Here is a 13,676-nt window from a genome sequence, read left to right as displayed (position 1 = left end):
CGCCAAACCGATCAAGCGGCACGACAACCTTTACTGCGTTTTACATTTTTCCAGTCGGATAAGTATCAAGCCAAATATTACCCAGACCTTAATATTGATGGCTAACTACACCCTCAATGCCGAAAATCGGCCTTCTCACCGAATCAGGTTCCACCTAGGGTGGTGTGATAGGTCTTTTTCCCGAAATATGTATGTTCAGGCCCCCGAGGCGGCCCATGCCCCTGCCCGCGCCAGATCAGCCATAAAGTCCGCCTTGGCTCTGACCTGTTCGCGTGGGTCCGGATGTCGCAAAATATAGGCAGGGTGGTAGGTCACCAGAACGCGGCCTTGAGAGCCATTCAGAACTTGGCCACGTGTCTGCGATATATTGACGGCATGGCCCATAACACTGCGTGCCGCACTGGCCCCCATGGCCACCACCAGTTCGGGTTTCACAAAGGCGCGTTCATAATCCAGCCACCAGCGGCACAGCTCGATTTCCGATACGGACGGCGTGCGGTGCAGGCGACGCCTCTCCTTCACCTCGTGTTTGAAATGCTTGACCGCATTGGTCAGATAAACCTCCCCGCGATCTATGCCTGCCGCCTGTAAGGCCTCGTCCAGAACATGTCCGGCCGGACCCATAAAGGGTTGTCCGCTCAGGTCCTCGTGATCGCCCGGTTGTTCACCGACAATCATAAGGGGAGCCGCCTTTGGCCCAACCCCGCAAACCGGCTGTGTTGCATCGCGCCACAGCGGACAACGACGACACCCTGTCAGTGCCGCATTCAGGGCCTGCAAGGATTGCGGCACCAGATCACTGGTGACGGTACGGTCCACGCTCTGCGCCTTAACCTGTTCAAAGCGGCGATTGGGTTCAGGCGCAGTCGCATTGACCATCTGGTCGGTGCGCCCCGTCGCCCCCGCAATCATCTCGGCGATCAGTTCAGCCTCGGGAAGATTGGCCCAATAGCGTTTGGGCATTTCCGACTGCATGGCCTTGGAGCGTAGACGCGACGGGTTAAAGGTCGAAGCGTAATAGGTCTTCCAGAAGTCCTCGACGGCATCTTCGTGCGGCGCATCCGATTTACGGGCGGGCGGCCCGAAAGTCAGGCGCGTACCATCCCAATGGGCCGTGCCTTCGGGTGTCAGGATCGACCAGTTCATATTGGCATAGCGGCGTGCAAAGAAGGGTGCCGTCTTTTCAAGCACGCGATGGGCCGGTTCGAACCATGCGATCCAGCGCTCGTCCGCACCTTCGCCCGACTGGCGAAAGCGGACAAAGGCCTTCATCTTGTGGGATGCACGGCTGACGTTTTTCGCTTTTTCCAAGGCCGCGCGCACATCGCGATCCGATGTGATTTTCAACAGCTCGGGTGTCTCCTGTAATCGCCACAACAGGCGGTACAGCAGATCAAAGCGGTCGCCGTCGCGATGCAGGATCACATCCTGCGCCAATCCCAGAAAAGCCTTGGACACCTTGAATGGCCGCGCATTTGCGGCATCCGGTATAGGGGTTTCGCCAAACAGTCCGCCCTGCCCTTCGCCGGTCACAAATCGCACATGGGCTGGCTCTACGCCCTCGACCCGCAAGCGCCGCGCCGCATCGCGCCAGCCGTCAAAATCCGTTTCCCCCGCCAGTTGGACAGTACGCATCAGAACAGGCTCAACTGCTCGGGGCGTTTATGGGGTGCGATACGGGCCCGCAGGTCCACCGCATCGGTCAGACCGCCCGGTGTCCAGTCCAGCGCCACAATCCACGGACGAACCTTGTCGATAGAACGGGTCAGCCGCCCCACATCCTCAAGCCGCAGGGTTCGATAGCGACGCACCGAAATGATCCGGTCCACGGCCTTTACCCCCAGACCCGGTACACGCAGCAAGGTTTCGCGATCCCCCGTATTCACATCAACCGGAAAGCTGGCCCGCTTTTGCAGCGCCCAGGCCAGCTTGGGATCAATATCCAGATCCAGCATCCCGCCCACACTGCCCTCGGCGATTTCAAGGGCCGAAAACCCGTAAAACCGCATCAGCCAGTCGGCCTGATACAGACGATGCTCGCGCATCAACGGCGGCCGCGACACCGGCAGGATGGCCGAACTGTCTGGGATCGGGCTGAAGGCCGAGTAGTAAACGCGCCGCAGGCCATAGCCGCCATAGAGCGAGGCCGAACGATCCATAATCTCGGTGTCGGGCGCACCATCGGCCCCCACAATCAACTGGGTGGACTGGCCCCCCGGTGCAAAGCGTGGTGGCTTGATCCGGTCGCGCTTTTCGGGTTTGGCCGCTTCCATTCTCAAACGCACCTGCCCCATGGCCTTGCGGATCACGCGCGCATCTTTTTCAGGGGCCAGAACCCCCAAGGCCTCGTCGCGGGGCAGTTCGACATTGGCCGACAAACGATCCGCATAAAGTCCCGCCAACTCGATCAGTTTCGGGTCCGCCTCGGGGATCAGTTTCAGATGGATATAACCGCGAAAATCGTGATCCTCGCGAAGGCGGCGTGCCACCTCGACCATCTGTTCCATCGTATAGTCCGACGAGCGGATAATGCCCGAGGACAGGAACAGGCCTTCGATATAGTTGCGCTTGTAAAAGGCCAGGGTCAGGTCAACGACCTCGTCCACTTTGAACCGCGCACGCTCGACGTTCGAGGACGAGCGGTTGATGCAATAGGCGCAGTCGAAGATGCAGAAATTCGTCAGCAATATCTTCAGCAAACTGACGCAACGACCATCGGGCGTATAGGCGTGGCAAATGCCCATACCCTCTGTCGAACCGACGCCCTTGCCATTGCTGGAATTGCGCTTTTGTGCCCCCGACGAAGCACAGGATGCATCATATTTGGCCGCATCGGCCAGAATGGACAGCTTTCTTCGTAAATCTAAACGCGCCATTTGTTCATGATATGTTCCATTGAGCGCCGTGTCCAATCCTGCACGATAAAAATCGTCCGCAGACGACCTTACGGAGCATGGAATGCACGAATTCCTTCGCGATTTCAGCGACAACCATGTTGCGAGATTTTCATGGAATAAGGACGATACACACCGCCCTTATTCCATGTCTGTGGCCGTCAGCCTTAGAACTCTTCCCAGTCCTGACTGGCCGCAAGGGTCAGATTAGCCTTGGGCGCAGGCGCGCGTCGTGCCGCCAGAGTCGCCTCCACATCGGCATTATGGCGCGTGCGGATAGGCCCTTCTGCCGTAACGCTTGGGGCCATAGCTTTCACCTGTGACTGCAACCGGGGCTGATGGGGACGCACGGCAGCGGTAGCCTGTGTCACCTTGAATTTGCGCACCAGTGTCGTCAGCTTTTCCGCCTCGTTTGTCAGGTGGTGACAGGCTGCGGTCGATTCCTCGACCATGGCCGCGTTCTGCTGGGTGGTCTGGTCCATCTGGTTGACCGAGGCATTGACCTCGGCCAGCGTGGTTGCCTGTTCCTTGGCCGAGGCGCTGATCTCGTTCATCAGATCGGCAATCTCGGTCACACGACCAACAATATCCGTCAGTACCTCGCCCGTCTGGCCCACCAATTTCACGCCGTTCTTGACCTGCTGGGTCGAGGACGAAATCAGGGTCTTGATCTGCTTGGCCGCATCAGCCGATCTCTGGGCCAGAGCGCGCACCTCGGAGGCCACCACGGCAAAGCCTCGGCCCGCCTCGCCTGCCCTCGCCGCCTCGACGCCAGCATTCAATGCCAGAAGATTGGTCTGGAAAGCGATCTCGTCGATCACACCGATGATGCGGCTGATCTGGTCGGACGAGGACTCGATCTCGCCCATGGCCGTGACCGCATCGGACACCACCTCGCTGCTGCGGGTTGCATCCTGTTTGGCGGCGTCCACGACATGGCTGGCCTTTTGCGAGCCTTCGGCGGTGCGTTTCACCGTCACCGTAATCTCGTCCAGCGCCGCCGCCGTTTGCTGCAAGGAGGCAGCCTGACGCTCGGTACGGCTGGAAAGATCATCGGACGCGCCGCTGATTTCGTTAGCCCCTGCCCGCATCATGCCGACGTTTTCCGACACTTCCTGCATGGCCTCTTCGAGACGGGCCATCGCCGCGTTGAAATCGGTTTTGAGCTGGGCATAGTCGCCGGGGAAGTCCTCGACAATGCGCGTCGTCAGATCACCATCGGCCAGACGGGCCAGCGACTGCGCCGTGGTTTCCACCACGCTTTTCTGGATCGCCTCGGCCTCGGCACGGATCGCTTCGGCTTCTCTACGGGCCGTTTCGGCAGCTTCCAGATAGATGGAAATCACGAAATCCATATCCAGCAGCGCAGCCTTGACCACGGCCCCCACTGTCTCGCCTAATTCTTTGCCGCCATCTGATCTGGAAAACCACGAACGCTTCTTTTCGTGATCCTTGACGACAGCCTTGAGCAGACCGTCCAGCACCAGCGCATAGCCGCCAATATACCAGCGTGGCTCCAGCCCGATACGCGCATGGGTCGCACCAATGCGTTGCACGCTATCGGTATAGGTCTGATCGTACTTGGCCGAGGCAATCTGGGACCAGTGACGCGACTGACCACCCTTTGCGCTCGAAATCATCTGCTCGTTGCCAAAGAAGTGCGAAACGGCAGGATAGGCACGAACCTGAGCGTAGAATGAATCCAGACTATCGGACACCGCTGATTCAATAACCGGCTGGGCCTTGGCCAGACTCTGGCGGGTTTGTGTATCCAGACGCATAAAGGCCAGACGCTCTTGGAGCGCGATGCTGTCAGACATTTTTGATCCTTGCCATGGGGGAACTGCAAGAACCGACAGCGTGACACAGCAAACTTATTTCACCGTGAACGCCGAATTACGAACTTATACCTAGTGCCACCATCCTGAATTTAATCCGGTCTATCCCCCCTAAAACCGCATCCCTCACCTTTCGTTTCGGTGGCCATGCGCGAGCTAGCTGATATTCATCAATGGACATTCAAAGGGGATGAGGAATGAAGTCACTGCTTTTGACGGCCTGCGCCGTTTCGGCTGTTCTGGGGATATCTGCACCGGCCATGGCCCAGCAGGCACCTGCGGCGGCGGTCGCGCAAAACGATGCCAATGCACGCCTCAAGGCCCTGTATGATGCCGACTGGGATTATAATCAGGCCCGTTACGGCATCCGTAAACTGGCCGATGGCACCAGCACCCCGCGTACCAGCCTCGGCATGATCGATCCGGCCTCGCAACAGGCACGCATCGAGCATGCGCAGGGTTTGCTGGCGCAACTGGATACGATCCCCGTCGCCGAACTGTCCGACGAAGAGCGGATCAATGCCGCCGTGTTCCGCACCAATCTGGAGCATGCCCTGATCGACGGCCAAGCCCGCCAATGGGAAATGCCGTTCAACAGCGACAGTAATTTCTGGACTTATCTGGACCGCGCTTCGGACATGCGAAGCCCCGAAGATTACCGCGCCTATATTGCCCGCATGCGCGATATCCCGCGCTATTTCGGCCAGAACATGGACAATATGCGTACCGGTCTGGCCCGTGGGTTCAGCGTCCCGCAGGTCACACTACAGGGCCGCGAAAGCTCGATCAGCAACTTCATCACCGATACAGCCGAAGCCAACAGCTTCTATCGCGCCTTTGAACGCATGCCGTCCAACATCTCGGCTGCGGAACAGGCCCAACTGCGTGCCGAAGCGGTCGCGGCCATCAATGAAGCTGTCATTCCAGCCTATCGTTCCCTGCTGGCCTTCTATCTGGACGAGTACCAACCCAAGGCCCGTACCAGCCTGGCCGCGCGCGACATGCCCGACGGTCTGGCCTTCTATGAAGGGCAGGTCCGAAAATATACGACGCTGGAACTGACCGGCGAGCAGATCCACCAGATCGGCCTGTCCGAGGTTGCCCGTATTCAGGCCGAGATGCGTCAAACCATACAGGACGCAGGTTTTAAAGGCACATTCGAAGAGTTCCTCACCTTCCTGCGCACCGATCCGCAATTCTATGCCAAGACGCCCGATGAACTGTTGATGGTGTCCGCATGGGTCGCCAAACGCGCAGACGGACAGATTGGCAAGCTTATCGGCAAGCTGCCGCGCCGCCCCTACACCATTATACCTGTGCCGGAAGCACTGGCCCCCTTCTATACCGCAGGTCGTGGGGGTCTGGGCTCGTGCCAGATGAACACCTACAACCTGCCCAGCCGCCCGCTTTATAATATTCCGGCACTCACCCTGCACGAGTGCGGACCGGGCCACAGCTTCCAAGCGGCTCTTGCCGAAGAACAGGCAGAAGGTCCGGCCTTCCGCCGCTACACCTATTTCTCGGGTTATGGCGAAGGTTGGGGGCTTTATACCGAGCATCTCGGCGTCGAGATGGGCATCTATCGCACGCCCTACGAGCATTTCGGCCGTCTCAGCTACGAGATGTGGCGCGCCGCGCGTCTAGTGATCGACACCGGCGTCCACCTGAAAGGCTGGTCGCGTCAGGAAGCCATCGACTATCTGGCCGGCCACACGGCCCTGTCCCAGCACGAGGTGGTGACCGAGGTTGATCGCTATATCAGTTGGCCCGCTCAGGCTCTGTCTTACAAGCTGGGCGAGCTGACCATCCGTCGCCTGCGCGGCGAGGCCGAAGCCGCATTGGGCGAGGCGTTTGATCCGCGCCCGTTCCACGACACGATACTGGGTATCGGAGCCGTTCCCCTCACGACACTGGAAGAACACATGGACCGGTATGTGGCGGAAGCTTTGGCCAAGACGAATGGCCAGTAATTCAAAGCCCGCTGTCGATGATTATCGGCAGCGGGTTCTTTGTATTTGCGCGCAGCCCTTTCGGCATTTTCGCTGGCCTCGCATAGTGCCGCCTGAGACGTCCGCTGAGCGGCAAGGGGCCATTCGCAGGTCTATGGTCCGGCGGCATGCGAGTTCGCGGTGTGCGAGGCTGTGGCGGGAGGGTTTTGTGCGGTGTTTTGCGCTGCGGCCCAGACAGCAAAAAGCCCCCTGCGGTTGAACGAGGGGCTGTTTGGGGAGTTTGGGTGCGGGAGTAGGATTTGAACCTACGACCTTCAGGTTATGAGCCTGACGAGCTACCGGGCTGCTCCATCCCGCGGCAAACGGTAGGGTTTAGGAAGGGGTTCGAGACACATCTTTATATACTTGGTAGACCCGGCGACGACCTACTCTCCCGCGCCTTGAGACGAAGTACCATCGGCTCTGGAGACCTTAACGACCGAGTTCGGAATGGGATCGGGTGGGGAATCTCCGACAAAGTCACCGGGTCAACCAAGTATATAAGGATGAGAAGAAATCGTATTGTTAATGCATAGTAGAACTATGGGTTTTGCTGAGAAACGATCAAGCCGATCGGATTATTAGTACCAGTAAGCTTCACACGTCACCGCGCTTCCACACCTGGCCTATCAACGTGGTAGTCTTCCACGATCCTCAGCGAAGCCTTGTTTTGAGGTTAGTTTCCCGCTTAGATGCTTTCAGCGGTTATCTATTCCATACTTAGCTACCCTGCTGCGCGGCTGGCGCCACGACAGGTCCACCAGAGGTATGTCCATCCCGGTCCTCTCGTACTAGGGACAGATCCTCTCAAGCTTCGAACACCCACGGCAGATAGGGACCAAACTGTCTCACGACGTTCTGAACCCAGCTCACGTACCTCTTTAAATGGCGAACAGCCATACCCTTGGGACCTGCTCCAGCCCCAGGATGAGATGAGCCGACATCGAGGTGCCAAACTTTGCCGTCGATATGGACTCTTGGGCAAAATCAGCCTGTTATCCCTAGAGTACCTTTTATCCGTTGAGCGATGGCCCTTCCACGCGGGACCACCGGATCACTATGGCCGACTTTCGTCTCTGCTCGACTTGTCAGTCTCGCAGTCAGGCGGGCTTATGCCATTGCACTCGACGACCGATTTCCGACCGGTCTGAGCCCACCATCGCGCGCCTCCGTTACACTTTAGGAGGCGACCGCCCCAGTCAAACTACCCACCACGCCATGTCCCGGGACCGGATAACGGCTCTCGGTTAGACGTCAACGACAGTAAGGGTGGTATTTCAAGGATGGCTCCACCAGAGCTGGCGCCCCGGCTTCATAGCCTCCCACCTATCCTACACATACGGTCGCTAACGCCAAGGCGAAGCTATAGTAAAGGTTCATAGGGTCTTTCCGTCTGACCGCGGGAACCCCGCATCTTCACGGGGAATTCAATTTCACTGAGCCTGTGCTGGAGACAGTGGGGAAGTCGTTACGCCATTCGTGCAGGTCGGAACTTACCCGACAAGGAATTTCGCTACCTTAGGACCGTTATAGTTACGGCCGCCGTTTACCTGGGCTTCAGTTCGGAGCTTTCACTCCTCCCTTTAACCTTCAGGCACCGGGCAGGCGTCAGACCCTATACGTCGCATTGCTGCTTCGCAGAGCCCTGTGTTTTTGCTAAACAGTCGCTACCCCTGGCTTGTGCCACTCAGTCCTGCTTGCGCAGGGTGAGTCACGCTTATTCCGAAGTTACGCGTGCAATTTGCCGAGTTCCTTCAGCACAGTTCTCTCAAGCGCCTTGGTATGCTCTACCTGACCACCTGTGTCGGTTTCGGGTACGGTCTCTGCTAGAGTTATTTCCAGGGACGACGCCCCTGCACAGACAATCCAATAAGCCTGTACAAGTTATGCCATCCGTCACTTCTAGCTGGTGCAGGAATATTTACCTGCTTCCCATCGACTACGCTTTTCAGCCTCGCCTTAGGGGCCGACTAACCCTGCGCAGATTAGCTTTACGCAGGAACCCTTGGTCTTTCGGCGACAGTGTTTCTCACACTGTTTATCGTTACTCATGTCAGCATTCTCACTTCTGATACCTCCAGCCAACCTCACAGTTGACCTTCACCGGCTTACAGAACGCTCCGCTACCGCTTGCAGTAAACTGCAAACCCATATCTTCGGCGCATGGCTTTAGCCCCGTTACATTTTCCGCGCAGGATCGCTTGATCAGTGAGCTGTTACGCTTTCTTTAAAGGATGGCTGCTTCTAAGCCAACCTCCTGATTGTCAAAGCAATCCCACATCGTTTCCCACTTAGCCATGACTTGGGGGCCTTAGATGATGGTTAGGGTTGTTTCCCTTTTCACGACGGACGTTAGCACCCGCCGTGTGTCTGCCCGATATTACTCCTGGGTATTCGGAGTTTGGTTAGTATTGGTACCGCTCGCGCAGCCCGCAACCATCCAGTGCTCTACCCCCAGGGTATTCGTCGGACGCTCTACCTAAATAGATTTCGCGGAGAACCAGCTATGTCCAGGTTTGATTGGCCTTTCACCCCTATCCACAAGTCATCCCAGAATTTTTCAACATTCACGGGTTCGGACCTCCAGTTAGTGTTACCTAACCTTCATCCTGCTCATGGATAGATCACCTGGTTTCGGGTCGTCATACGTCGAACTTAGCGCCCTATTCAGACTCGCTTTCGCTGCGCCTACACCTAACGGCTTAAGCTTGCTCGACACATGAAGTCGCTGACCCATTATACAAAAGGTACGCCGTCACCACGCTTGGTGGCTCCGACTGCTTGTAGGCTTCCGATTTCAGGTTCTGTTTCACTCCCCTTGTCGGGGTGCTTTTCACCTTTCCCTCACGGTACTTGTTCACTATCGGTCGTAGAGGAGTACTTAGGCTTGGAGGGTGGTCCCCCCATGTTCAGACAGGATTTCACGTGTCCCGCCCTACTCGAGTCTCTTGCTGTTTGATGACTACGGGGCTTTCACCCACTATGGCTGACTTTTCCAAGTCATTCGTCTTTATTTCACAAGAGCACTGGCCTGGTCCCGGTTCGCTCGCCACTACTACGGGAGTCTCGGTTGATGTCCTTTCCTCCGGGTACTGAGATGTTTCAGTTCCCCGGGTTCGCTCAATGAAGCCTATGTATTCAGCTCATTGTACCTTTAACAATCGTCCAACCGTTATCCCGAAGGATAGAAGTTGGAAGACTGCAAAGGTGGGTTTCCCCATTCAGAAATAACCGGATCAAAGGGTGCTAGCGCCTCCCCGGTTCTTATCGCAGCTTGCCACGTCTTTCATCGCCTCTCTACGCCAAGGCATCCGTCAGAAGCCCTTCAACGCTTGATCGTTTCTCAGCAAAACCCATGCACTGCTTATCCACGGCCCGGAAAGAGGTGAGCGGTGGACAGTGCCTGGTGTTTTACTATGCCAGACGATTTCTTCTCGAACCTGACCTCAAGCTTATGAACAAGCCGGTCAAATCCTTCCTAAACAATGTCAATGCATACGACCCAAAGGTCATATGCAAACTCGTATGATTGCGAGATTCCCTGTTATCTCTTCCTGAGCGCTACGAAGCGCATCGAAGGAAAGAGAAGATATGGTGGAGCCAGACGGAGTCGAACCGACGACATCCTGCTTGCAAAGCAGGCGCTCTACCAACTGAGCTATGGCCCCAAAACTTGGGAGGTAAGCCAGATGATAAATGCGTCGTGCTGGTAGGCCTGGGCAGACTCGAACTGCCGACCTTACGCTTATCAGGCGTACGCTCTAACCACCTGAGCTACAGGCCTCTAGGCAGCGCGACAGCCCGTTATCTCAGGCTCGCAATCGCAGCCATCTGTCACAGAACCGAATGCTCTGTCGTCGATGACTGAATGGTTGGAAAGAGAAACGAAGACGGCGGTATCCCGCATATGTTTGGAGCCTCAATAATGTCTCGTGAGAGACACTGGAGAAGCATCCTTAGAAAGGAGGTGATCCAGCCGCAGGTTCCCCTACGGCTACCTTGTTACGACTTCACCCCAGTCGCTGACCCTACCGTGGTTGGCTGCCTCCTTACGGTTAGCGCACCACCTTCGGGTAGAACCAACTCCCATGGTGTGACGGGCGGTGTGTACAAGGCCCGGGAACGTATTCACCGCGGCATGCTGATCCGCGATTACTAGCGATTCCAACTTCATGCCCTCGAGTTGCAGAGGACAATCCGAACTGAGATAACTTTTAAGGATTAACCCTCTGTAGTTACCATTGTAGCACGTGTGTAGCCCACCCTGTAAGGGCCATGAGGACTTGACGTCATCCCCACCTTCCTCCGGCTTAGCACCGGCAGTCCCATTAGAGTTCCCAACTAAATGATGGCAACTAATGGCGAGGGTTGCGCTCGTTGCGGGACTTAACCCAACATCTCACGACACGAGCTGACGACAGCCATGCAGCACCTGTGTCCCAGTCTCCGAAGAGAAAGCCACGTCTCCGTGGCGGTCCAGGCATGTCAAAAGGTGGTAAGGTTCTGCGCGTTGCTTCGATTAAACCACATGCTCCACCGCTTGTGCGGGCCCCCGTCAATTCCTTTGAGTTTTAATCTTGCGACCGTACTCCCCAGGCGGATTGCTTAATGCGTTAGCTGCGTCACCGAACTGCATGCAGCCCGACAACTAGCAATCATCGTTTACGGCGTGGACTACCAGGGTATCTAATCCTGTTTGCTCCCCACGCTTTCGCGCCTCAGCGTCAGTAATGAGCCAGTATGTCGCCTTCGCCACTGGTGTTCTTCCGAATATCTACGAATTTCACCTCTACACTCGGAGTTCCACATACCTCTCTCACACTCAAGATCGCCAGTATCAAAGGCAGTTCCGAAGTTGAGCTCCGGGATTTCACCTCTGACTTAACGATCCGCCTACGCGCCCTTTACGCCCAGTAATTCCGAGCAACGCTAGCCCCTTCGTATTACCGCGGCTGCTGGCACGAAGTTAGCCGGGGCTTCTTCTCCGGGTACCGTCATTATCGTCCCCGGTGAAAGAATTTTACAATCCTAAGACCTTCATCATTCACGCGGCATGGCTGCGTCAGGCTTTCGCCCATTGCGCAAGATTCCCCACTGCTGCCTCCCGTAGGAGTCTGGGCCGTGTCTCAGTCCCAGTGTGGCTGGTCATCCTCTCAGACCAGCTACTGATCGTCGCCTTGGTGAGCCATTACCTCACCAACTAGCTAATCAGACGCGGGCCGCTCTAAAGGCGATAAATCTTTCCCCCGAAGGGCACATTCGGCATTACCACCCGTTTCCAGGAGCTATTCCGAACCTAAAGGCACGTTCCCACGTGTTACTCACCCGTCCGCCACTAACCCCGAAGGGTCCGTTCGACTTGCATGTGTTAGGCCTGCCGCCAGCGTTCGCTCTGAGCCAGGATCAAACTCTCAGGTTGAGTTGACCATTGACCTAAAGCTTGAGACGACTAAATCGTCTCGGCGTTAGTTCTACGTATTATTTTGACGAGATCCCACAATCACAATCCGAAGACTGTGTTCATGGTTGTATCTTTTCAAAAAGACCGCAGTTGTCAGTGTCATCTATAATGAACCTATAAAAGGTTCCGCTAGAACACCGCCGCCTGCGTTTCTCTTTCCAGATCAACGATTTCAAAGACCAGACCCGAAGGCCGCCTGAACTCTTTAACGCCCGTTCTCGGCGGAGGCGGCTATCTAAACCACCCTGATTTTCGTGTCAAGCACTTCTTTTTAAAGAAGTTTTCGACCCGGTCACTTTCAAAACCCGAAGGCCTTTCCAGTGATGGAGGCGGGTATCTACCGATCCACCGTCTCCGTGTCAACCACTTCTTTTAAAGAAGTTTTCGACAATCTCGCCAGACACTCCGTAGAGCCTTCCGACGAAGGAGGCGGCTATCTACCGATCGCCCTCCTCCGTGTCAACCCGATCTTTCGATCTTTCTCAGAACCGATCCCTAAGAACCAAACCCTGAAAATCCAGACACACAGAAGCACCCAGAAGACTAACACCCCGCCGCCGAACCGCTCCGAAGAACCGCCCGCCGCCGAGGAGTGGGTAGATAGGCGTCGCTCCCTTGGACGGCAAGACCAATTTCACGCAACTGTCATTTCATCCACAGATCGAGCCCCTCTGGGGATGAAATCTCTGCCGAAGCAAGCAATTGAGGCGAAAAACCTAGACTTTATGGCAGGTTACGACCCGAAACATGGCGATACCCGCATCAGCTTCCAGGCATCCGGTGGATTTTGCGGCTGAAGAGCTGGTGAAATGGCGCGATCAGGGTGATGCCGGCCAAGAATCCAAATGCATGGGCCTCCCACGCGATTCCGGCCTCCCCTCCTGTAAGCAGGCTACCCAGCAATCCCGTGACCAGATTGACCGCCATCCACGCGGCGGCACCGCGCAATACCACGGGATGGAAGAACGGAATCAGCAATCCCGGAGCGGCCATCAACCGCAGCGATGCGCCAATCATCCCGAACACCGCCCCCGACGCCCCGACCATCGGTGTATAGCTGCCCCAATGCACAAGTGCATATCCAAGCCCGCCGAGCACGCCACACACTATAAAGAATAGAAGCCAGCCAATCGGGCCCATGCCCTTGTCGAAATCGCGGGCGACCGGCGTGCCGAATGCTAGAAGGGCCACGGCATTCATAATGACATGCGCCCAACCGCCATGAACCAGCATGTGGGTGAACAGGCCGCCTACATATCCATAGGACAGATCAACCGGCCGTAAGCCCATCTCCATGCCGCCCTGCCCCAGACCGGACTGCGCCATGAACAGCCCCACCAGCCCGACCGCCACCACCAGCGGTACGAACGGGATCTTGAATATCGGCTCGGAGCCAGACGACTGCGGAGGAGCCGGTTCGGCGGGACGGTGTTCGGAACGATTATCTTCAGGATGCATTTGCAAACAGATGGACCGCCAAGGCTCCAATCTCAAG

Annotated in this window: 5 protein-coding genes, 3 tRNA genes and 3 rRNA genes; 1 reads left to right on the top strand and 10 read right to left on the bottom strand. The window is 56.6% G+C overall.

Annotation, left to right across the window (positions count from 1 at the left end):
- Positions 1–195: 195 nt before the first annotated feature.
- The 3 genes from WEU32_RS04570 to WEU32_RS04560 all read right to left on the bottom strand — a co-directional run bounded on the left by WEU32_RS04570 (position 196) and on the right by WEU32_RS04560 (position 4,714).
- A complete protein-coding gene (locus WEU32_RS04570) occupies positions 196–1,635 on the bottom strand; it encodes a UdgX family uracil-DNA binding protein (protein ID WP_406853038.1) in 1,440 nt (479 codons plus the stop codon).
- Complete coding sequence (locus WEU32_RS04565) at positions 1,635–2,876, bottom strand: putative DNA modification/repair radical SAM protein (protein WP_406853037.1); 1,242 nt, start codon at positions 2,874–2,876, stop codon at positions 1,635–1,637. Before WEU32_RS04565 ends, WEU32_RS04570 begins: the two co-directional genes overlap by 1 nt.
- Before the next feature lie 185 nt (positions 2,877–3,061).
- Entirely contained in the window at positions 3,062–4,714 is a 1,653-nt protein-coding gene (locus tag WEU32_RS04560; RefSeq protein WP_406853036.1) for a methyl-accepting chemotaxis protein, read from the bottom strand.
- A gap of 215 nt (positions 4,715–4,929) precedes the next feature.
- Here WEU32_RS04560 and WEU32_RS04555 point away from each other — a divergent pair, with 215 nt between their 5' ends.
- On the top strand, positions 4,930–6,702 hold the full coding sequence (locus WEU32_RS04555) for a DUF885 domain-containing protein (protein ID WP_406853035.1): 1,773 nt from the start codon (positions 4,930–4,932) through the stop codon (positions 6,700–6,702).
- Between the two features lie 260 nt (positions 6,703–6,962).
- Here WEU32_RS04555 and WEU32_RS04550 read toward each other — a convergent pair.
- From WEU32_RS04550 to WEU32_RS04520, 7 genes are all read right to left on the bottom strand, one after another.
- Positions 6,963–7,039 (bottom strand) — tRNA-Met (locus WEU32_RS04550).
- 54 nt (positions 7,040–7,093) lie between these two features.
- Positions 7,094–7,208 (bottom strand): 5S ribosomal RNA (gene rrf / locus WEU32_RS04545).
- 72 nt (positions 7,209–7,280) lie between these two features.
- Positions 7,281–10,058 (bottom strand): 23S ribosomal RNA (locus tag WEU32_RS04540).
- 254 nt (positions 10,059–10,312) lie between these two features.
- A tRNA-Ala gene (locus WEU32_RS04535) sits at positions 10,313–10,388 on the bottom strand.
- 39 nt (positions 10,389–10,427) lie between these two features.
- Positions 10,428–10,504, bottom strand: a tRNA-Ile gene (locus WEU32_RS04530).
- A gap of 176 nt (positions 10,505–10,680) precedes the next feature.
- Positions 10,681–12,139 (bottom strand): 16S ribosomal RNA (locus WEU32_RS04525).
- The 16S, 23S and 5S rRNA genes sit together here with 3 tRNA genes alongside, the layout of an rRNA operon.
- 804 nt (positions 12,140–12,943) lie before the next feature.
- Complete coding sequence (locus WEU32_RS04520; protein ID WP_406853034.1) at positions 12,944–13,639, bottom strand: rhomboid family intramembrane serine protease; 696 nt, start codon at positions 13,637–13,639, stop codon at positions 12,944–12,946.
- Positions 13,640–13,676: the final 37 nt, after the last annotated feature.

It is taken from the genome of Brevundimonas sp. BH3 (assembly GCF_045345115.1).
Classification (GTDB): Bacteria; Pseudomonadota; Alphaproteobacteria; order Caulobacterales; family Caulobacteraceae; genus Brevundimonas.
This window is presented reverse-complemented; position numbering and strand designations above follow the sequence as displayed.

Bases quoted from the DNA above. Each gene is read 5' to 3' on its own strand.
- WEU32_RS04570 (WP_406853038.1), bottom strand. From the start codon at position 1,635: ATGCGTACTGTCCAACTGGCGGGGGAAACGGATTTTGACGGCTGGCGC.
- WEU32_RS04565 (WP_406853037.1), bottom strand. From the start codon at position 2,876: ATGGCGCGTTTAGATTTACGAAGAAAGCTGTCCATTCTGGCCGATGCG.
- WEU32_RS04560 (WP_406853036.1), bottom strand. From the start codon at position 4,714: ATGTCTGACAGCATCGCGCTCCAAGAGCGTCTGGCCTTTATGCGTCTG.
- WEU32_RS04555 (WP_406853035.1), top strand. From the start codon at position 4,930: ATGAAGTCACTGCTTTTGACGGCCTGCGCCGTTTCGGCTGTTCTGGGG.
- WEU32_RS04520 (WP_406853034.1), bottom strand. From the start codon at position 13,639: ATGCATCCTGAAGATAATCGTTCCGAACACCGTCCCGCCGAACCGGCT.